The organism is Nonomuraea terrae, assembly GCF_044465245.1.
Classification (GTDB): Bacteria; Actinomycetota; Actinomycetes; order Streptosporangiales; family Streptosporangiaceae; genus Nonomuraea; species Nonomuraea terrae.
Genome location: NZ_JBITLL010000008.1, coordinates 566739 through 586274 on the forward strand (window position 1 = coordinate 566739; position 19536 = coordinate 586274).

At 69.2% G+C, this 19536-nt stretch carries 17 protein-coding genes and 1 tRNA gene; 4 read left to right on the top strand and 14 right to left on the bottom strand.

Features of this window, described 5'->3' with window-relative positions:
• Nucleotides 1-1151: 1151 nt before the first annotated feature.
• A complete protein-coding gene (locus ACIBP6_RS41090) occupies nucleotides 1152-1907 on the bottom strand; it encodes a hypothetical protein (protein ID WP_397059913.1) in 756 nt (251 codons plus the stop codon).
• A gap of 377 nt (nucleotides 1908-2284) precedes the next feature.
• Here ACIBP6_RS41090 and ACIBP6_RS41095 point away from each other — a divergent pair, with 377 nt between their 5' ends.
• A complete protein-coding gene (locus tag ACIBP6_RS41095; RefSeq protein ID WP_397059915.1) occupies nucleotides 2285-2854 on the top strand; it encodes a DUF6461 domain-containing protein in 570 nt (189 codons plus the stop codon).
• A 918-nt stretch (nucleotides 2855-3772) separates the two neighbouring features.
• Here ACIBP6_RS41095 and ACIBP6_RS41100 read toward each other — a convergent pair.
• Nucleotides 3773-3857, bottom strand: a tRNA-Tyr gene (locus tag ACIBP6_RS41100).
• 234 nt (nucleotides 3858-4091) lie between these two features.
• Here ACIBP6_RS41100 and ACIBP6_RS41105 point away from each other — a divergent pair.
• Nucleotides 4092-4592 (top strand): YajQ family cyclic di-GMP-binding protein, encoded by a 501-nt coding sequence (locus ACIBP6_RS41105; protein WP_397060287.1) that lies wholly within the window; start codon nucleotides 4092-4094, stop codon nucleotides 4590-4592.
• A gap of 632 nt (nucleotides 4593-5224) precedes the next feature.
• Here ACIBP6_RS41105 and ACIBP6_RS41110 read toward each other — a convergent pair.
• Complete coding sequence (locus tag ACIBP6_RS41110) at nucleotides 5225-5683, bottom strand: hypothetical protein (protein WP_397059917.1); 459 nt, start codon at nucleotides 5681-5683, stop codon at nucleotides 5225-5227.
• A 156-nt stretch (nucleotides 5684-5839) separates the two neighbouring features.
• Between ACIBP6_RS41110 and ACIBP6_RS41115 the strand changes: the two genes are divergently transcribed.
• Nucleotides 5840-6304, top strand: coding sequence for an NUDIX hydrolase (locus ACIBP6_RS41115; RefSeq protein ID WP_397059918.1), 465 nt, complete (start codon nucleotides 5840-5842; stop codon nucleotides 6302-6304).
• On the opposite strand, the gene htpX is transcribed toward ACIBP6_RS41115, so the two are convergent.
• The 7 genes from htpX to ACIBP6_RS41150 form a co-directional block, all read right to left on the bottom strand.
• Nucleotides 6301-7152, bottom strand: a complete 852-nt coding sequence (htpX, locus tag ACIBP6_RS41120; protein WP_397059920.1) for a zinc metalloprotease HtpX — start codon at nucleotides 7150-7152, stop codon at nucleotides 6301-6303. The genes ACIBP6_RS41115 and htpX overlap by 4 nt on opposite strands.
• Nucleotides 7153-7235: 83 nt before the next feature.
• Complete coding sequence (locus ACIBP6_RS41125; protein ID WP_397059922.1) at nucleotides 7236-8729, bottom strand: NADH-quinone oxidoreductase subunit N; 1494 nt, start codon at nucleotides 8727-8729, stop codon at nucleotides 7236-7238.
• Complete coding sequence (locus ACIBP6_RS41130) at nucleotides 8726-10369, bottom strand: NuoM family protein (RefSeq protein ID WP_397059924.1); 1644 nt, start codon at nucleotides 10367-10369, stop codon at nucleotides 8726-8728. Before ACIBP6_RS41130 ends, ACIBP6_RS41125 begins: the two co-directional genes overlap by 4 nt.
• The gene (locus tag ACIBP6_RS41135) at nucleotides 10369-12285 is read right to left on the bottom strand and encodes an NADH-quinone oxidoreductase subunit L (RefSeq protein ID WP_397059926.1); all 1917 of its coding nucleotides are present in this window, start codon (nucleotides 12283-12285) and stop codon (nucleotides 10369-10371) included. Before ACIBP6_RS41135 ends, ACIBP6_RS41130 begins: the two co-directional genes overlap by 1 nt.
• The gene (gene nuoK / locus ACIBP6_RS46855; RefSeq protein ID WP_449595887.1) at nucleotides 12282-12767 is read right to left on the bottom strand and encodes an NADH-quinone oxidoreductase subunit NuoK; all 486 of its coding nucleotides are present in this window, start codon (nucleotides 12765-12767) and stop codon (nucleotides 12282-12284) included. The genes ACIBP6_RS41135 and nuoK overlap by 4 nt, the downstream gene beginning before the upstream one ends.
• Entirely contained in the window at nucleotides 12767-13462 is a 696-nt protein-coding gene (locus tag ACIBP6_RS41145) for an NADH-quinone oxidoreductase subunit J (RefSeq protein ID WP_397059928.1), read from the bottom strand. Before ACIBP6_RS41145 ends, nuoK begins: the two co-directional genes overlap by 1 nt.
• Nucleotides 13459-14769 carry a 4Fe-4S binding protein gene (locus ACIBP6_RS41150; protein WP_397059929.1) on the bottom strand — a complete coding sequence of 437 codons (1311 nt, stop codon included), beginning with the start codon at nucleotides 14767-14769 and terminating at the stop codon, nucleotides 13459-13461. Before ACIBP6_RS41150 ends, ACIBP6_RS41145 begins: the two co-directional genes overlap by 4 nt.
• Before the next feature lie 207 nt (nucleotides 14770-14976).
• On the opposite strand from ACIBP6_RS41150, the gene ACIBP6_RS41155 reads away from it, so the two are divergent.
• Nucleotides 14977-16143 (top strand): serine/threonine-protein kinase, encoded by a 1167-nt coding sequence (locus ACIBP6_RS41155; RefSeq protein ID WP_397059930.1) that lies wholly within the window; start codon nucleotides 14977-14979, stop codon nucleotides 16141-16143.
• Between the two features lie 6 nt (nucleotides 16144-16149).
• On the opposite strand, the gene nuoH is transcribed toward ACIBP6_RS41155, so the two are convergent.
• From nuoH to ACIBP6_RS41175, 4 genes are all read right to left on the bottom strand, one after another.
• On the bottom strand, nucleotides 16150-17091 hold the full coding sequence (gene nuoH / locus ACIBP6_RS41160) for an NADH-quinone oxidoreductase subunit NuoH (RefSeq protein ID WP_397059932.1): 942 nt from the start codon (nucleotides 17089-17091) through the stop codon (nucleotides 16150-16152).
• Nucleotides 17084-17623, bottom strand: coding sequence for an NADH-quinone oxidoreductase subunit C (locus tag ACIBP6_RS41165; RefSeq protein ID WP_397059934.1), 540 nt, complete (start codon nucleotides 17621-17623; stop codon nucleotides 17084-17086). Before ACIBP6_RS41165 ends, nuoH begins: the two co-directional genes overlap by 8 nt.
• Nucleotides 17620-18135, bottom strand: coding sequence for an NADH-quinone oxidoreductase subunit B (locus ACIBP6_RS41170; RefSeq protein WP_132608848.1), 516 nt, complete (start codon nucleotides 18133-18135; stop codon nucleotides 17620-17622). The genes ACIBP6_RS41165 and ACIBP6_RS41170 overlap by 4 nt, the downstream gene beginning before the upstream one ends.
• Before the next feature lie 94 nt (nucleotides 18136-18229).
• Complete coding sequence (locus ACIBP6_RS41175) at nucleotides 18230-19489, bottom strand: M48 family metallopeptidase (RefSeq protein WP_397059935.1); 1260 nt, start codon at nucleotides 19487-19489, stop codon at nucleotides 18230-18232.
• Nucleotides 19490-19536 lie beyond the last annotated feature (47 nt).

Consider the following 19536-nt stretch of genomic DNA (forward strand, 5'->3'; position numbering starts at 1 on the left):
AGGGGAACGCCTCAAGATCCATTCAGACATATTCCGGGACCTGCGACAACAGCCCGCTCATGGCGACATCTGGCTGCGCACCCCTGAAATGCAGAAGAGGCCCCGTAGGGCCTCTGAGCTGTCGTTTCCGGATCTTGCTCTCCTCGGTGCGCCTACTTATACGATCGGCGAGTCTTCATACGCTGCGTTCGGATCATCAGCCCGCAGGGCGAACCCACGGATGCCTATCCGGGCGTGCATGTGGGCGGAGAATACGTCGTCCTGGAAACATACTCGGACGCAGAGGTCTACTACATCCGCATCCTTGACGATGACGGCGAGAGCCCCGGCACTCTCTGGGACCCGTCGATGTTCGAAACCGTAGATCCGCAGATCCCCACGTGCTGGACGATGACACTCGAAGACGGCTGCCTTCGCGCGGCACCTTTGAGCTGGCACCGATCTGGTTTCTGGAACGACTACTTCGACCGAAACCCGCAAGCCATGGCTGACTTCGAGGAAGGCAAAACAGCGACCCTCGCCGAGTCAGCCTCTCTTTAGCTGCCTGCCGGATGTGAACTCGGCTGTCAGCTTGGAATTGCAGGGATTTGGGCTCGTAGGGGCGTGGACCTGCGGCTAAGGCCGGTCATGAATGAGCGTGGTTGGCACCTCGTTACTGCCTTTATTGTCACCCTAATGACACGACGATCACGTGCTGGACAGACCCTGGGTTCAGCTCTGAGCCACAGCGTCAGGTTCGAAGCCGGTCCTCCTGAGGGTCATAGCAATTCAGCCCTAGTTGGGTCGCGACCTGGACCGCGTATGCCGAGGCTCCCCCACGACCCCTGACCTGCGGCGCAGCCAGTCGACAGGGCGCCGCCCCCCGTAGATCGTTCCGCACATATTCCGGATCATGAAAGACGAGCCTGAGTCCGCGTAGGTACCAGCCGCAACTCGGAAGCAGACAGCAATCGCGCTAGGTCATCGGTGCCAGGGTGCCCGGGGCTCGGACCCGGAACCTACGGATCAAAAGTGGATCACCCTTTCGCGGACCAAGAATGTGCTGACCTGTGCGTGATCGCTCGGTCCCCCTCCACTGCGGCAAGGTCATTCCGCGCGTGTTCCGGATCTTGTTCCGTATGACGAGGGATGAATTCGTGCTGGGCGGTGACTTAGTAACGGTGCCCAGGCCAGTGCGGGTCCTCCCAGCGGGCGGGGCCGGCAAGGCCGAGCAGCCAGATCCGGTGGAGCAGCTCTACCGGGGCATTCCGGGCATGGAGCCGGGCATAGGCGTGGCGGATCAGCCAGGCCGTCAACGCGGTACGCGTCTCTTCCTTGTTCTCCCAGCTTTCCCAGGGGAGTTGGTCTCCCAGTAAGTCGTACTCCCAGTGCGCCACAGCTTCGGCCAGGTGGTGGTCGGCAACGGTGCCCGTCTGCGCTTCCCAGACACGCAGCCATGGGCTGATTGCGGCAGAGGCTTCGGTACACAGAGCGAGGACTTCGTGCGCGGGCACAGAGGGATCCGGGTCGATGAGAGTGTGGGTCCACCAGGCGTTCAGGAATTCCCGCACCGTTGCGGCTTGCTCGGTAGGCCAGTGCTGCCAGTCGCCGCGAGCGAATGAACGTCCGACCTCGTCCATGCCGAAGAGAGGCTCGACGAGGCCGCTGACGAGGGCCCTCGACAACTGGGGCAGAATGCGGCGCAACACGGATGCATGGTCATTCCAATCGCTGGGCCAAGTGCGACGAAGGAGATCAAGGTCCAGCTCCACGTCCGGAACCTTCAACTGCCCCAGCTCTTCTGCGCTGCCCCAGTGGCACGGACAGTTGTTCTCGTCGGGGCGGGCGGTCATGCCGCGGAAAGTGATCGCCATGTGGTTCAACGCGGCGTCGAGACGGAATCGCGCGGACTTCTGGTCGAGGTTCATCGTGGGCGTTCGCCTTCAAAGACTCCGGAAGGTTACGCCATCCGAAGATTGCTACTTTAGCGAGATCCGCGCTCCCCGGCCAGCGGTGAAGGAGATGGAAGCGGCGTTGTCAGCTTGGGAATTGCAGTATCACGGGCTCTGGCCCCTGGGTCGCCTGGTCAGCCTTGGTCTCGGGCCGGTCGTGAATGACCGTGGTTGACCCGTCGTTACCGGGGTTAATGGCACGCTCATGGCACGACGATCACCAGAAGCTACTGCCATGGCGGCCTTGCGCAGGCGGTGCCCGGCGAATGCCTGAGGGGCCGTCCCAAGCGGCAACTGCAGCCTCGAACTACCGGGAGTCTGCGACTGTCGGTGGCGGCTGGAAGCATGGCGCCATGACTACGCATCCCCTTGACGTCTCTTGGCTCTGCGGGGAGTACACCGAGTATGGCTACAGCTTCATCTACGTCCGTGACGCACCCGAGCAGGTAATCGCTCGCCTCGGCGGCCGATGGGAGGACTTCACGCCCGGCCCATTCCCCGGCAACCCCGACAAGTTCCCATTTCCTGGCGACCCGATCGGCATCGCTTCCATCGGCGAATGGTCGTTCATCGTCGAATCCGGCTCGCTTGGCACCCGCGAGGACGTGCTCACTTCGCTGTCCAAGGGCACCCGCCTCGTCTCCCAGTTCGCGCTCAGCATCAAGGGCTTGGACTACTTCTACTGGTGCGAGGACGGCGAGATCAGATTCGGCTTCTGGGCACAAGAGGGATACATGATGGAGACACCGGACGAACTCGTGGACATCATGGCGGAGATCGACAAGCTCTACCCCGGGTTACCCTATCTCTACGAAGGGCCGGCCTTCCTACTCGCCGAGCGCCTCACCGGGATAACGCTGACCCAGCAACTGTTGGCAGAATCCACCTTTTACTGGGGGGTCGTGCCAGAACCACCCCTATAGCCGTCGTTACGGCAGGGCAACCAGCCCGTGACGTGCGGTTTTGTCGCCGCACCGCGCGCTGCTGGCCGCGGTTGCCTCCGTTGGCGGGCGGGGCCGTGGGCGGCGACTGATGGCCATGTTCGCCTGCATGTACTACGCGGCACTGCGCCCCGGCGAGGCTGTAGCGCTCAGGCAGCAGGACTGCGAACTTCCGGCAACCGGCTGGGGCCGTCTTCTCGTTGACGTCTCCCGTCCTGAAGTGAACACCCGCTGGACGGACACAGAAACGCCCACGAGGAACGCGGCCTCAAACATCGGGGGGTGATGACGTGCGGCCCGTGCCCATCCCGCCCAAGATGGTCAAGATCCTTCGGCAACACATCGAGGAGTTCGGTGTGGGCAAGGATGGCCGGCTCCTTGGCAGTGAACGCGGCGGGGTGATCGCCTCGACGGCCTACACGGAGGTCTGGCAGGAAGCCAGAAAGCTGGTTCTCACGCCCGCCCAGTTCGCTTCTCCCCCTGGCCCGCCGACCGTACGACCTGAGGCACGCGGCCGTCTCGCTCTGGCTGAACGCTGGTGCCCCGGCGCCGGACGTGGCCGAGCGCGCGGGCCACGGTGTGGACGTGCTTCTTCGGGTCTACGCCAAGTGCCTCGACGGCCAACAGGACATCGCCAACAAGCGGATAGAGGCTGCCCTCCCCGCATGATCACGTACTGCTGCCAGGGTCCCGGAACCTCACCGGGACCTTTCGGCGTTCTCAGGCCGGAAGCATCCCGCAGATATCCCGGATCATGCGGCCCGACCTGCGGGTACGCCTCAAGATCCATTCCGCGTATTTTCCGCGACCAGCGACAAACAGCCGCTCAGGACTGCTCACGGCTGCGTACCCCTGAAATGCAGAAGAGGCCCCGTAGGGCCTCTGAACTGCGCTTACTGCTGGTGGCAGGTGCAAGGTTCGAACTTGCGTAGGCTGAGCCGACGGTTTTACAGACCGCTCCCTTTGGCCACTCGGGCAACCTGCCGTGCCATCCGCTCTCGCGGCGACAGATAGAAGGATAGCGGACTTCGGGGGTGCACGTGACACTCGTTTGCCGGGCCGTGTCCCGTGGGGTTCGTACGGCTGCGGGTGGCCGGCGGTGCCTGCGGGAGGGCGGCTTGAGGGTGGTCGTGGCCTGCATGTGACGCGGATGCTGGCTAGGCTCGTTCGCTGGGTCCGTGCGTTCCGGGGCCGGACCGATTCCAGCACGGCTGAGAGGATGGGTGCTTTGGCCGATTCATCGTTCGACATCGTCAGCAAGATCGACCGGCAGGAGGTCGACAACGCTCTGAACCAGACGGTCAAGGAGATCGGGCACCGCTTCGACTTCAAGGGCACCGGGGCGAGCATCAACTGGTCCGGGCAGAACAACATCGAGATCAAGGCGAACAGTGAAGAGCGGGCCGGTGCGGCGCTCGACGTGTTCAAGGACAAGGTGGTCAAGCGAGGTCTCTCGCTGAAGATCCTCGACGCGGGCGAGCCCAAGTTGTCGGGCAAGGAATACCGCATGATGGTCAGCCTCAAGGAGGGCATCGACCAGGAGAACGCGAAGAAGATCTCGAAGATGATCCGCGACGAGGGGCCGAAGGGCGTCAAGGCGCAGATTCAGGGCGAAGAGCTCCGTGTCAGCTCGAAGAAGAAGGACGACCTCCAAGAGATCATCAGCCTGCTGAAGGGCAAGGACCTGGACATCGCCCTCCAATTCGTGAACTACCGCTGACAGAGGCATGCTGTACGGCTCTGAGCGGGCGTCAGGACGACGGATGAGCGCATCCGGGGCTTTCCTCTACATCCCGGGGCACACGGGGATTCAGCGACACGCCTTCTCGAAGGCGGGCGGCGAGTCTCTCCGGTGCCCCGGGCCGCCGCCCTGTACACCGGTGCCCCGGGCCGCCGCCCCGTACACCGGTGCCCCACTCAGCTGCCGCGCCCTCCAGTACCTGACCCGGCACCAACGCGGCGTGCCGCGTCCCCCGCTCCTGTAAACGCGGGTGCCGCCGTCCAGTCCGTACGGGCTGCCCATCCCACCTGCGTCACCACGCCCGCCTCTCGCCGGAGGTGCTTCCCTCCTACGCGGCGCCGGTCCGTCCCCACCAGCCGCTGTCCAGGTGAATAACGTCGTTTGTCAGGCAGAGTGGCAGTGGCTGCTCCAGCGCCCACGACTGCCGTCTCTGCCGGAGATGTCCGATGGTCGCCGGGTCTCAAGGTAGGACCGGGTCGGCCGAAACAGGCCGGCCTCAGCAATGGGCTGATATGCGGTGTCCACCGGGCTCCCAGCCCCACAAGCTGGGCGAGCCCCGTGCGGGAACTCACAACGAGCCAGGCGGGAGCCTGTCGGCAGGAGTTCAGCGGTCACCAGGAGCGCTGGCCGTAGTTGCTCCAGTCGTAGTGACCCACGCGGCCCTCGCCGATGCGGAACTTGTAGCCGTCGAATCCGCCGCGGGCGCTGTAGCTGAACCGGAACTTGCCGTGCCCGCCGGTCACCAGACGGCGGCCCTGGTGCCAGCCGCGGTCGTCGTGGTACCAGAAGTCCACGTAGGTGTTCTCACGGTCGCGGTCACGGTCCCACACGTCCACGTCGAAGTAGTAGCGGCCGTTCGCGGCGTAGTAGAAGCCCTTGTAGTACGAACGGTGACCGCTCGACTCCCCCCGGCCGTAACCGGAGTAGCCCTCGAACCAGTGCTTGCTGAACGACGCCTGAGCGACCGACGCGGTCGTGGCGGTGGCCGCCTGGGCCGGGGCGGCGGCCGCACCGGCCACCACGGCGCCGGCCAGGACCGTACCGGCGAGAAGGCTACGAAGCTTCGACATGACATCCATCCCTGGCTGTGAGGAGAACCTCCGGAGCGATCTCTCCGGACGACCCTCAATCTAGGCAGCCGCGATCTCCCGTTCTGCGTACAACCACACAGATCAGCCCCGGCGTGCACAACGACACAAAACAGCGGCCCCTTATGCTCGATAACCGTGACAAAGATCCCCGTGCGCCGGTTCACGGCCCGTGTCCTGCCCATCGACCGGGAGAACCGGGTCCTCCTCCTACACGGCTTCGATCCGGCCGTACCGGATCGTCCTTTCTGGTTCACCATCGGCGGGGCGTTGGAAGGCGGTGAGACGCCGCAGGAGGCCGCCGCGCGTGAGCTCTACGAGGAGGTCGGGATCCGGGCCGGCGTCGGCGAGATCACCGGGCCGCACGGGAGCAGGATCACGTCGTTCGACTTCGCCCAGTACGCGATCACCCAGGACGAGACCTTCCTCGCCGTCCGGGTGGACGGCGAGGCGGCGGTGTCGTTCGATCACATGGAGCAGATCGAGAAGGAGACCACGCTCTCCTACCGGTGGTGGAGCGCCGACGAGCTCGACGCCACGGAGGAGACCGTCCACCCCGAGAACCTCGGGGAACTGCTCAGGAAGATCGTGCAGGGGTTTTAGCGGCGGTAGCCGGCCATGCGTTCGAGGCGGGCGACGCGCTCGGACGTGGGCGGGTGCGTGGAGAACAGGCGGCCGAAGCCCGACCCCGCGAACGGGTTGGCGATCATCATGTGGGACGCCGAGGTGAGGCGGCTGTTCTCGGGGAGGGGAAGCCGGCGGGCGCCCATCTCGATCTTGCGGAGCGCCGAGGCCAGTGCGAGCGGTTCGCCCGTGAGCCTGGCTCCGGCCTCGTCGGCCTGGTATTCGCGGGTGCGGGAGATCGCCATCTGCACCATCCCGGCCGCCACCGGGCCGAGCAGCATCATCAGCAGCGCGCCCCAGAAACCGGGGCCCTCGTCGTCGTCGGAACCGCCGAAGAACACGGCCACGTAACTCAGCCAGGTGATCATCGTGGCGAGCGCGCCGGCGACGGAGGAGATGAGGATGTCGCGGTTGTAGACGTGGGAGAGCTCGTGGCCGATCACGCCGCGGAGCTCGGCCTCGTCGAGCAGCTTGGTCAGGCCGATTGTCACGCAGACCGCGGCCTGGCGGGGGTTTCGGCCGGTCGCGAACGCGTTCGGCTGCACCGTCGGCGAGATGTACAGGCGTGGCATCGGCTGGCGCGCCTGGGTCGAGAGCTCGCGGACGATCCGGTAGAGCGTCGGGTGCTCGACCTCGCTGACCGGCCTGGCCCGCATGGCCGACAGGGCGATGCGGTCGGAGAAGAAGTACGCGACGCCGTTGGCCACCAGGGCGAGCACGAGCGCGATCCGCACGCCGGTGCCGCCGCCCAACCACGAGCCCACCGCGATGATCAGCGCCGACAGCCCGCCGAGCAGAACGGCGGTGCGCAGACCGTTGTGGTGCAAGGTGCCCCCCTTCGTGGTGTGGGTTCACGACGTCCAACGACGATGCCCCGGTCCTTCGTTCCCTGAGGCGCTCGACCTGGGGCTCAGCCCGTGGCGGACAGCAAGGTCATGTCGAGGACGAGCTGCGGGGCCACCGAGAACAGCACGGCCGCCGCCAGCGCCAGCCCCACGGCCAGCGAAGTGGCCACATGACGCCCGGCCGGGGCCGCCGCGCCGGTCGCCGGGGCGAAGAGGCGGGCCGTCCACAGGGCGTAGTAGTACAGGCCGATCACCGTGTTGACGGCCATGACCAGCGCCAGCCAGCCGGATCCGGCCGCGACGATCTCGCGGAAGACGAACACCTTGGCGAACAGCCCGGCCAGCCCCGGTGGGAGCCCGGCCAGGCAGATCAGGCAGAACGCGAGCGCGATGCCGGCCGCCGGCCGCCGGAACGCGAGCCCCCGGTAGTCGTCGAGCTCGTTGCGCGCGGACCCGCGGGAAACGAGCATGACGACCGCGAAAGCGCCGAGGTTCATGGCGGCGTAGATGATCAGGTACGCGGTGGAGGCTCCGGCCGCCTCCGCGGTGCCGACGGCGAGCGGGGCCAGGATGTAGCCGGACTGCGCGACGGAGGACCAGGCCAGCAGGCGTACGGCCGAGCGCTGCCGCAGGGCGAGCAGGTTGCCCGCGGTCATGGTGAGCGCGGCGAGGATCCCCATGATCGGCGCCCAGGTGCCGGCCTGGCCGGACAGGCCGGTGACCAGGACGAGGATCAACCCGGCGAACCCGGCCGCCTTGGAGATGACCGACAGCAGCGCCGCCACCGGGACGGGCGCGCCCTGGTAGACGTCGGCCGCCCAGGAGTGGAACGGCACGGCGGCGATCTTGAAGGCGAAGCCGGCCACGACGAGCACGACGCCGACCGTGACGACGGCGGGCAGGGCGTCCGCGGGCAGTCCGGGTGGGGGCGCCTGCCCGGCGAGGACGGCGGACAGGCGCGAGAGGTAGACGCTGCCCGTGACGCCGTACAGCAGGGACACGCCGAACAGCATGATCGCCGTGGAGACCACGGAGACGACGAACAGCTTGACGGCGGCCTCGGAGGCGCGGCCGTCGTAGCGTTTCAGTGCGGTGAGGGCGAAGACGGGGAGCGAGACCAGCTCGAGCGCCACGACCAGCATCACCAGGTCGCGGGAGGCGGGCAGGGTCACGGCGCCGACGAGGGTGCACAGGAGCAGGAAGTGCCACTCGCCGACGGGGATGCCGCCGCCGGCCAGCTCGGTCATCGACAGCAGGACGACGACCACGGCCGCCACCAGCACCAGCCCGGCGAAGGCCAGGGTGAACCGGTCGACGACGTACGAGCAGGGCGACGTGCCGGGCGGCACGCAGAAGGTGGACAACGCCGGGCCGCCCCGTACGGCCTGGGCGACGACGAAGCCCAGGGAGAGCAGGACGCCCGCCAGCGTGACGAGCCCCAGCCCGGTCTGGGTGCGGGGGCGGGCCGGGAGGAACGCGTCGAGCAGCAGCACCAGCCCGGCCACCAGGGCCAGCACCAGCGACGGCGCGATCACGAAGTAGTCGATCTGCTGGATCATGGCAGCGCCCCCAGCAGGGTCAGCACGGGCGGCGTGGTCAGCGACAGCAGCAGGCCCGGCCAGAGCCCGAACAGCAGGATCAGGACGACCAGCGGGGTCCACGCCACGAGCTCGTGGCCTTGGATGTCGGCGGTCAGCTCGGCGCGGCTCGGCGGCGGGCCCAAAAGAGCGCGTACGGAGTGCGGTGAGCGGAGGGGCACGACGGGACGCTCGTCGGGCGCGGCGCGCACGAGGCGGTCGTCGGCGGGCGCGCTCTCGTCGCGTGGTTGTTCGGCTCGGGGGCGGCCGTGGGTGACGCGGGAGAGCATGAGCACGAAGTACGCCGCCGTGAGGACCGCGCCGAGGCCCCCGATCACCATGTACGTGAGGAAGAGCCCGCGCGGCAGCGCGTCGGCCGGTCGGAAGGCGCCGTACAGGGCGAGCATCTCGCCCCAGAAGCCCGCCAGGCCGGGCAGCCCGAGTGAGGCGATCGAGGCGAACGTGAGCACCGAGCCGAGCCGCGGCATCGTGGCCAGCAGGCCGCCGCCCATCGACGGCATGTCGGACCCGGGGTAGCGCACCTTGATCGCTCCGGCCAGGAAGAACAGCAGGCCGGTGATCAGGCCGTGGGCGACGTTCGCGAACAGGGCGCCGTTGACGCCCACGGGGGTCAACGTGGCGAAGCCGAGCAGGACGAAGCCCATGTGGCCGATGGAGGAGTAGGCGATCAGGCGTTTCAGGTCGCGCTGGGCGAGGCAGGCCAGCGCGCCGTACACGATGCCGACGACGGCGAACGCGCCCAGCCACGGCGCCACCGCGATCGCGCCCTCCGGGAGGACGGGGATGGCGATGCGGGCGAAACCGTACGTGCCCATCTTCAGCAGCACCCCGGCGAGCAGCACCGAGCCGACGGTGGGCGCCTCGGTGTGGGCGTCGGGCAACCAGGTGTGCAGGGGCCACATGGGCGTCTTGACCGCCAGGCCGACGCCGATCGCCACGAACGCCAGGATCTGCACGGACCTGGACATGCCGGCACCGTGGGACGCGCTCAGCGCCTCGATGTCGAGCGTGCCGGTCTGGGCCCAGATGATCAGCAGGCCGAGCAGCATCACGACCGAGCCGAGCAGCGTGTACAGGATGAACTTGATCGACGCGGCCCTGCGGCCCTTGCCGCCCCACGTGCCGATGAGGAAGTACATCGGGATGAGCACGATCTCGAAGAAGACGAAGAAGAGCAGCAGGTCGAGGGCGAGGAACGTGCCGACCATGCCGACTTCGAGCACGAGCAGCGTGAAGACGAGCTCTCTCGGCTTGTCGCCCATCAGCTGGTCGGGCGACCGGCCGCCGCGCCAGCACAGGTAGACGAAGCACAGGAACGTCAGCAGGGCCGTCAGCACCACCAGCGGCAAGGAGATGCCGTCGACGCCGAGGTGGAAGCGGAGCCCCAGCCCGGGGATCCACGGGCGGTCGACCTCGAACTGCGTCCGCGCCGCCGCGCCGTAGTCGAACGTCGCCGCCAGCAGCACGCTGAGCGCGAACGTGACCCCCGAGACGACCACGCCGTACGTGCGGATGACGTGACGCAGCGCGTGGGGTGCGAGGAGCAGCAGGATCGCACCGATCAGCGGCACGGCGAGCAGCGCGACGGGAAGCCAGCCCATCATGTGAACATCACCGCCCCGACCGCGATCAGCAGGACTCCGGCGAGCACGCCGCTCACGTACAGCTGGACGTTGCCGTTCTGGGTGAGCCGCAGCACTCCGGACAGGCGGCGGGCGGAGGCTCCGGAGCCGCGTACCGCGCCGTCGACGACCTTGTCGTCCGTCGTGACGACGAGCCCGGCCAGCGCCTGGACGGGACGTACGACCAGGGCCGTGTAGACGGCGTCGAGGTAGAACGCCCGCTCGCACGGCACCCGCAGCGGGCCCAGCAGGCGGGCGGGGTCGGAGAGCGGGTCGGCGCGCCAGGACGCGTAGACGGCGCCGGCGCCGAGCAGCGTGAGGACGACGCTGAGGGCGGCCACGCCCAGGTCGAGGTGGGGCTCGCCGGCGAAGCCCAGCAGCAGGGCGGGCACCGCGAGCAGGACGAGCGGGACGAGCATCGTGCGGGGTGCTTCCCTGACGTCCACGACGTGGGCCGTGCCGGGCTCGGGCTCGGGGAGCGCCACGGCCCTGGGCCGGCCGAAGAACGTACGCAGCCAGGCTCGGGCGGCGTACGCGCCGGTGACGGCCACGGTGGCGAGCGCGCAGCCGTAGAGCAGGAGGGCCGCGGCGTCGGTCAGGCGGCCCGTCGACAGGGCGTCGTCCATGGCGGCCAGCACGCCGTCCTTGCTGAAGAAACCGCTGGTCGGTGGGATGCCGGTGAGGGCGGCGAGCCCGACCGTCATCGTCACGAACGTGACCGGCAGCTCGCGGCGCAGACCGCCCATCCGGGTCATCAGGTTGGAGCCGACGTGGTGGATCACCACGCCCGCGCAGAGGAACAGCAGCGCCTTGAACGCGCCGTGCGTCAGCAGGTGGAACACGGCCGCCGTGTCGGAGCCCGCGGCGAGGCCGCCCGCCATGTAGGCGAGCTGGCTGACGGTGGAGTAGGCGAGGACACGTTTCAGGTCGTCCTGGGCGAGTGCGGCCAGCGCCGCGCCGAGCATGCCGAGCGCGGCCATGACGGCGAGCACGTCGAGCGTGGGCGGGGCGGCGGTGAACGCCGGGAACAGCCGGGCCACGACGAAGATGCCGGCGGCGACCATGGTGGCGGCGTGGATGAGCGCGCTGATCGGGGTGGGGCCGGCCATGGCGTCGGGGAGCCAGGTGTGCAGCGGCACCTGCGCGCTCTTGCCCGCCACGCCGGCCAGCAGCAGCATCGTGGCGGTCACGAGCGTGGCCGGGGACATGTCGGGCACTGCCGTCAGCACGTCCGCGATGCGGAAGCTGTCCGCCGCCGCGCCCAGGACGAAGATGCCGAACAGGAAGCCGACGTCGCCCAGGCGGGTGACGAGGAACGCCTTCACCGCCGCACGCGAGTTGCCCCGATCTTCCCACCAGTGTCCGATGAGGAGATAGGAGCAGAGGCCCATGATCTCCCAGCCCACGTAGAGGACCAGGAGGTCGCCGGAGTAGACGACCAGCAGCATCGCGCTGGTGAACAGGCTCACGAACGCGCTGTAGGAGGGATAGCGGGGGTCGTCCGCCAGGTATCCGGCCGAGTAGACCTGGACGGCCAGGGCGACCAGGGTCACGAGGACGCCCAGGACGCTCGACAGGGCGTCGGCCTGCAGGGTGAGCCAGATCGGGATGCCGCCGGTGACGATCGTGCCGTACGTCTGACCTGTCGCCTCCGGCGTGGCGTCACCGGTGAAGTAGGCGAACCCCGGCCCCCAGGCGAGCACGACGGCCAGCACGGCCGATGCCGCCGTCGGGACGGTCGCGATCCAGACGGCCCGGGTGTTGGCCCGTTCACCTGCCGCCCGGTCCGGTGGCCGGGTGGTCACCGGCGCCCGATGCGGCACCCGCGAGAACAGAAGCCCGACGAAGGCGGCCGCGAACGGCAGCAACACGGCCAGCAAGGGAAAGATCGTCATCGTGTCCCCCCTGGCCTGACGTGCCCCTCAGCGACCTGCTCCGCTTCCCTCTCGACCGCACCGCCACCCGACCGGTCGGCCGCGCGGCCGGACGAGCCGGAGGGGCCGGCGTTCGTCGGGGGTGGGTCCGAGAGGGCCGGAGGGTCGGTCGGCGGGGGTGGCGCGCCGTCGTCGGCCGGTTCGGCGAGGGCGCGCAGGTGGTCGATGTCGACCGTACGGCGGTTGCGGTAGAGCGCCAGGATGATGGCCAGGCCCAGGCCCACCTCGGCGGCCGCGATCACGATGACGAACAGCGTGAGCACCTGGCCGCTGTGCAGGCGGTCGCCCAGCCACACGTCGAACGCGACCAGGTTGAGGTTGACGGCGTTGAGCATGAGCTCGACCGACATCAGCACGAGGATCGTGTTGCGGCGGGCGAGGACGCCGTAGACGCCGATGGAGAACAGGAGTGCGGAGACGACCGCCGGATAGACGATGTGCACTAGACACCCCCGGACTGGTCGGGCGCCGTGCCGGACGGCGGTGCGCTTCCCGGCTCGGAAGGGGGCGCCGGGCCGGTCGAAGAGGGAGCAGGGCCGTCGGGAACTGGATCGGGGGTGTGGGAAGCGGGCGGGTCCGGAGGCGGTGAGGGGTGGGTGGGGGTGCCGCCGGGGATGTCGGTGCGGGACAGGACGATGGCGCCGATCAGCGCGGCGAGCAGCAGCACAGACAACGCCTCGAACGGCAGCACCCAGGTGGCGAACACGCTGGCGCCCAGCTCCTTCGCGGCGCCCTGCCCTGGTGTGAGGGGGGTGTAGGCCGTGCGGAAGGCGTCGATCACGACCGTGACGAGGACGGCCGCGGTCGCGATCGCCACCACGGCGGCGACCAGCCGATTGCCGCTGTCGAGGTCAGCCGAGCGGCCGATGGGGGCGCGGGTGAGCATGATGCCGAACAGCAGCAGCACGACCACCGCGCCCACGTAGATGAGCACCTGGACCCAGGCCACGAACTCGGCGGTCAGCACGAGATAGCCGCCGGCCAGCGCTCCGAAGCAGAGCACCAGCCACAGGGCCGCGTGAACGAGTTGTCTGGTCGTGACGACGAGCAGCGCCGAGCCGACCGCCACCGCCCCCAGCAGCAAGAAGACGATCTCTTGCCCGGTCGGTGACAGGTAGGAGGGCACCGCCTCGGTCACGACTCCTCCTCTGACTCCCCTGGTGCGTCAGGATCGAGCCGCCCAGGCGGGCGGATGGACCGCGGATCGGCCATCCTCCGCCTGCGGAGGCTCGCGGCAGAAGTCTGCTCCTCCGGCCGGGTGGCCGGCGGCGGCTCGCTCGAGCCTGTGGATAACTGGCCTGGAGGTGGCTCTCCTGTGGATGAACCCTTGTCCCGCACTCCCGGGCCCTCCGATCGCTCCTCCGCTGAGGCGTCGTCCGCCGCGTTCTCACCCGGCGGAGCTCCGGGCTCGACGGAGGAAGGGCCGGCGCCGCCCGGCGGAGCTCCGGCGCCGGGATCCGTCTCCTCCGGCTCCGAGCCGGCGGCGGCCTGCCCGGGCTTCGCGGACGCGGTGGAGCCCGGCCCTTGGTCCGCGGGACCCGTGGCGGGTGGTTCCGTCGGCTGAGGGAGAGCTCCGGGCGGGCGGATTCCCCGTACGTTCGTCATCGGGCGTCTGGGGCGGCCGCCAGGAGTGCGGGGTCGCGCCGACTCCCCTGCGGGCTCGGACGTGGCCGACTCCGGTGCCGGCCGGTCGCCCTCGCCGGTGGCCGGCGGCGGGGTGTGGCCACGTTGCGGCCCGGCCGTGCGGTCAGGGCCGTCGGAACGGTCGGGGCCGTTGGTGCGGTCAGGTCCGTTGGTGCGGTCAGGCCCGTTGGTGCGGTCAGGCCCATCGGCCTGCTCAGGCCGATCGGCCTGAGCAGGCCGATCGGCTCCGGCTGAACGGTCGGCGGGCGTCGAGCGACCCGCCGGCGCCGAGCGGCCGGTGGCCTGCCGATCGGTGGTGGCCTGCCGATCGGCTGCGGCCGGGCGGTCGGCCCGCGCCGGACGGTCTGCGGACGCGGCGGGGCGGCGGGGGGTGGCGGTCAGTTCCTTCGGGGGGTTGGCGCCGGGGTCGTGAGCGGGAGGAGGCGGGACCGTCGGGGTCCAGGCCGCGAGCTTGTCCTTCTCGTGGACGAGGTTACGGATGTCGCCTTCCGCGTACTCGAACTCCGGGGACCAGAAGAGGGCGTCGAACGGGCAGACCTCGATGCAGATCCCGCAGTACATGCACAGCGAGAAGTCGATGGCGAAGCGGTCGAGCACGTTCCGCTGCCTGGGACGGCCGCCTTCGGGGGCCGGGATCGTCTCCTTGTGGGAGTCGATGTAGATGCACCAGTCGGGGCATTCGCGGGCGCACAGCATGCACGAGGTGCAGTTCTCCTCGACCAGCGCGATGACGCCCCGGCTGCGCGGCGGCAGGTCCGGTTTTACCTCGGGATATTGCTGCGTAACCGATTTGCGCAGCATGTGGCGCAGGGTGATGGACAGCCCCTTTGCCAGCCCGACTCCCGGTATACGCCCCACAAGACCATCATGGCGCACTTGACCGCCCAGGTGAATGCACCAGCGCGTTGTCCCCAGGTTTTCCACAGCTGTCCACAGGCCAGGGAGGAGTTATCCACAACCTGTGCGCATGCCCGATATGGGATAGGCCATGGCGATAGTCTCTCCGCCATGCAGCACAGCCATCCTGTCCGTCCCAGTGGCACCGCGTGGGCCGCCGCAGTCGCGTGGGCCTGCCTGCCTCTGGTCACGTGCGGCTATGCGACCCCGTTCAGCATCGGGTTCGCGGCCTACTGGATGCGCAGCGTCTGGCATGCCCTCGCCGCGTCGATCTACCTGATCGCGATCGGCTCGTTCACGCTCGGGGCCCTCATGTACGCCGACGCCGAGGCGCCCGAAGACCTGGCCATACTGTTCACGCTGGGGCTGCTCCTGAGCTGGTTCGGGGGTGTCGTCCACTCGGCGGTGCTGGTGCCCTTCATGGTGCGCGCGCGGCCGAGGCGGCCGGTGTACCAACCGGTCGAGCTGCGGCAGCGCACCACCGCGCCGTCCCACCAGCGGCGGCCGGGCGAGCCGCAGTGGATCGGCCACTACCGGGTGCTGCGGTCGCTCGGGCGGGGCGGGCAGGGCGCCGTCTACCTCGCCATGGCGCCCAACGGCGTGCGGGTCGCCGTCAAGGTGCTGCACGACCTGGTCGACGACACGGCGCGGGCCAGGTTCGCGCGGGAGGTGGAGGCCGCGCGGCGGGTGGCGACGTTTTCCACAGCCCGCGTGCTCGACGTCAACATCGGGGGCCCGCACGCCTACATCGTCAGCGAATACGTGGAGGGCCCGTCGCTGGAGCAGCTCGTACGCAAGCACGGCCCGCGCGACGAGGACAGCCTGACGCGGCTGGCGTTGTCCACGTCGGGCGCGCTGGCGGCCATCCACAAGGCCGGCATCGTGCATCGTGACTTCAAGCCGAGCAATGTGCTGATCGGCCCCGACGGGCCGCGCGTGATCGACTTCGGGATCGCGCGGGCGCTCGACCAGGTGACGGTGACGACCGGGAAGATGGTCGGCACCCCGCCCTACATGTCTCCCGAGCAGCTGAGCGGGGAGGCGGTGGGGCCGGCCTCCGACGTGTTCAGCTGGGCGGTGACGATGATGTTCGCCGCGACGGGGCGGCCGGCGTTCGGGGAGGACACCGTGCCCGCGGTGTTCAACCGGGTGCTCAACTTCCACCCCGACCTGTCGCCGTTGCCGCCCGCGTTACGCGGCGTCGTGGGCGCGTGCCTGAGCAAGCGGGCCGCCGACCGGCCGTCGGCGTCGGACGTGATGCTGGCGATCGTCCGCTGAGCCGGGTCAGGTCAGCACCCTGACGACTCCGGTGAGGGCCAGCTGGACGAGGGCCAGCGGCACCAGCACGGCCCAGGCGAGCTTCTGCAGCTGGTCCTCGCGCAGCCGGGGGAACGTCACGCGTACCCAGATGACCAGGAACGCCAGCAGGAAGACCTTCACCAGCGTCCACAGCCAGCCGGGCAGCAGCGGGCCGTGCCAGCCGCCCAGGAACAACACGGTGGTGAGGAACGACAACACCACGATCCCGGCGTACTCGGCGAGCATGAACAGCGCGAAGCGCATGCCCGTGTACTCCGTCATCGGGCCCATGATGATCTCCGACTCGGCGATCGGCATGTCGAACGGCGGGCGGCGCAGCTCGGCCAGCCCGGCCAGGAAGAAGACCACGCCGCCGATCGCCTGCCACGGCAGCCACCACCACTGCCACGCCTCGACGATCCCGGACAACGACAGGGTGCCCGCCGCCATGGCCACCGACGAGGCGGCCAGCACGAGCGGCAGCTCGTACGACATGAGCTGGGCGGCCGAACGCATGCCGCCGAGCACCGAATACTTGTTGGCCGACGCCCACCCGGCCATGATCGAGCCGAGCACGCCGACGCCCATGACGGCGAGGACGAAGAAGAGGCCGAGATCGAGGTCCACCGCCACGAAGTCGCGGTCGAACGGGATGACGATCAGGACGACGAGGTACGGAACGAGCGCCACGCCCGGCGCGATCATGAAGACGCGGCGGTCGGCCGCGGCCGGGATGACGTCCTCCTTCTGGGCGAACTTCACCCCGTCGGCGATGAGCTGCGCCCATCCGTGGAAGCCGCCGGCGTACATCGGGCCCAGCCGCGACTGCATGTGAGCCATGACCTTGTGCTCGGTCTGCCCCACGATCAGCGGCAGCACCAGGAAGACGACGAGGATGACGGCGAAGCTCAGCAGCACGTCAAGCATCGGGTGGCCCCCAGTCGGCCGGGACTCCGGGCGGAAGGGTCCTGCGGCGGCTCGGCGCGCCGTGGCCCGACTCGCCGGGCTCCTTGGCGCCGGGCCAGGGCTTGGCCACGCGGGCGGCAAGGATGAAGTCTTTCCGCAGCGGGTGTCCTTCGAAGCCGTCCGGGAGCAGCAGAGGCACCAGGTGGGGGTGTCCGTCGAAGATCACACCGAACATCTCGTACGTCTCGCGCTCGTGCCAGTTCGCGCCGCGGTAGACGGCGACGGCGCTCGGCAGATGCGGGTCGTCGTGCGGCACGCGAGTGCGCAGGAGCAGCCGCCGGCCGGCCGCCGGGTGGTAGACGTGCGCCACGACCTCGAACGACTCGGGCGGCTCGTCGACGCCGGTCAGCCAGTCGAAGAAGGCGTATCCGAGGTCGTCACGGACGTACGTCAGCAGCTCGATCCAGTCGGCGGGGGCCACGTCGACCGTGGTGTCGCCGTACGACTCGGAGACGCGGGCGCGGTCGCCGAACCGCTCCGCGAGGCCGTTCACGCGCGCTCCGCGCCGTAGCGGTCGCCGAGGTTCTCGGCCGCGATCTTCTCCTGGAGTTTCGTGATGCCGTACAGGAGGGCCTCCGGACGGGGTGGGCAGCCGGGGACGTAGACGTCGACCGGGATGATCTGGTCGACGCCGTTGGTGACGCAGTAGGAGTCCCAGTAGGGGCCCCCGGTGTTGGAGCAGGCGCCGAACGAGATCACGTACTTGGGGTCGGGCATCTGCTCGTAGAGGCGCTTGACGGCCGGGGCCATCTTGTCGGTGACGGTGCCGGAGACGATCATGAGGTCGGCCTGCCGGGGGCCGTTCGCGAACGGGATCACGCCGAAGCGGATGAAGTCATGGCGGCTGGCCGAGGCCGCGATGAACTCGATGGCGCAGCAGGCCAGCCCGAAGTTGAACACCCACAGCGAATAGCGGCGGCCCCAGTTGAGCACGAAGCGCATCGGCTTGGGCGCCAGCTTGGAGACCGGGCCGACGGTGGGTGTCGGGAGATCCGTTGCTGCCATGTGACCATTCTTGCGCGGATCCCAGGTCAGGCAAAGGAATCTTCCCGGGACGGGGGTTACGACTACGGACATTTGGCCCTGCGGGGGCGGGCTGTCAGTGATAGAGGGCCGATTGGGCGTCCTCTCTGATGGCTTCGGCCACGCGCGCGGCAGGCGGGGCCAGCTCCGTTCCGATCGCACCGCCCGGCGCGCGGACGCGGCCCTCCTCATGCGGGAGCGCGGCCAGGCGGGACATCCGCAGGTACGTAGGCGGGTGCGTACGGTCCACCCGCAACTCCTCCAGGCGGGCGGCGCGGCGGAGGCGTTCGCGTTCGGACTCGGGGAGGCTCTCGACGTACGAGCGGATCGCCGTCCACAGGTCGTCGGTCCTGGTGGCCACCACGCCGGCGTCGAGGAAGTGGTGGACCGGGTCCGCCCTGGTGATCAGCGCGTCCAGGAGCGAGATCGTGGCCGTCGTGCCCGCCGCCCTGGCCGCCAGCTCGTCGGCGCGGTACTCGGCCCGCTGCGCCGAGCGGTACAGCAGCAGCTCCATCGCCATGATGAGCCCTCTGACGGGGAGGCCGAGGACGGCCAGGAAGGCCTCGGCGACCAGGCGGCTCATGCCGTCCCCCTCCTGCCAGTCGAACCTGGTCACGTCGCGCAGCACGCCGAGCGAGTGCAGGGCGCTGCCGACGACCAGCCCGTGCCGGCCGTCGCCGTTGCCGGAGTGGGCCATCTCGTGGGCGAGCAGCGCGACGCGTTCCTGCGGGGTGAGGACGAGCCACAGCGGGTAGCCGATCTCGACCACGCGGCGACGCCGCCGGCCGTACGTCATGAAGGAGGCGTTCACCGCGCCGCTGACGGCGACCAGGTCGGTCCTGGGCGCGCCCACCTCGGCTCCGACGCGGTCGAGCAGCGCGAACAGGTCGGGGGCCGCCTCGCGGGTGAGGGGCAGACCCCCGGCGGGGAACGGTGCGGGCCGTGGGCGCAGCAGCCAGGCCAGGTCGAAGGCGATGAACGCCGGCACGAAGGACAGGAAGGTCCAGCGCGTCACGAAGTACACGCCGATCAGGAAGAAGGCGGGGCAGAGGAGATGGGTCAGGCACGCGAGGACGTACCCGGCGACACGCGCCGCCCCACCCGCCACACCGCCCCCCAGGCCGGCCGTCGCCGCTTCGCGTGCGGCATCGGGTGCGGCGCCCTTCGGGTGGGTGATGTCCGCGTAGAGGCCGCGGACGAGGTGGGTCTGTAATCGGGCGAAGCGCGTCTTCTCGGTCGAAGGGGCGCGGACGACGTTCCAGTCGCATGATGGGCACCAGCCGGCATACGGGGGCTCGCTCTTGAGCGGCTGGTCGCACTGGGGGCAGGCGGTCACAGCACGGCAAGATGCCAGAACGCGGGCGCACCCGGGTAACGACGCAG

What these genes read in the sequence shown, in the direction of transcription:
- ACIBP6_RS41090 (WP_397059913.1), bottom strand. Translation starts at nt 1,907, where the DNA reads ATGAACCTCGACCAGAAGTCCGCGCGATTCCGTCTCGACGCCGCGTTG.
- ACIBP6_RS41095 (WP_397059915.1), top strand. Translation starts at nt 2,285, where the DNA reads ATGACTACGCATCCCCTTGACGTCTCTTGGCTCTGCGGGGAGTACACC.
- ACIBP6_RS41105 (WP_397060287.1), top strand. Translation starts at nt 4,092, where the DNA reads ATGGGTGCTTTGGCCGATTCATCGTTCGACATCGTCAGCAAGATCGAC.
- ACIBP6_RS41110 (WP_397059917.1), bottom strand. Translation starts at nt 5,683, where the DNA reads ATGTCGAAGCTTCGTAGCCTTCTCGCCGGTACGGTCCTGGCCGGCGCC.
- ACIBP6_RS41125 (WP_397059922.1), bottom strand. Translation starts at nt 8,729, where the DNA reads ATGATCCAGCAGATCGACTACTTCGTGATCGCGCCGTCGCTGGTGCTG.
- ACIBP6_RS41130 (WP_397059924.1), bottom strand. Translation starts at nt 10,369, where the DNA reads ATGGGCTGGCTTCCCGTCGCGCTGCTCGCCGTGCCGCTGATCGGTGCG.
- ACIBP6_RS41135 (WP_397059926.1), bottom strand. Translation starts at nt 12,285, where the DNA reads ATGACGATCTTTCCCTTGCTGGCCGTGTTGCTGCCGTTCGCGGCCGCC.
- ACIBP6_RS41150 (WP_397059929.1), bottom strand. Translation starts at nt 14,769, where the DNA reads ATGCTGCGCAAATCGGTTACGCAGCAATATCCCGAGGTAAAACCGGAC.
- ACIBP6_RS41155 (WP_397059930.1), top strand. Translation starts at nt 14,977, where the DNA reads ATGCAGCACAGCCATCCTGTCCGTCCCAGTGGCACCGCGTGGGCCGCC.
- nuoH (WP_397059932.1), bottom strand. Translation starts at nt 17,091, where the DNA reads ATGCTTGACGTGCTGCTGAGCTTCGCCGTCATCCTCGTCGTCTTCCTG.
- ACIBP6_RS41170 (WP_132608848.1), bottom strand. Translation starts at nt 18,135, where the DNA reads ATGGCAGCAACGGATCTCCCGACACCCACCGTCGGCCCGGTCTCCAAG.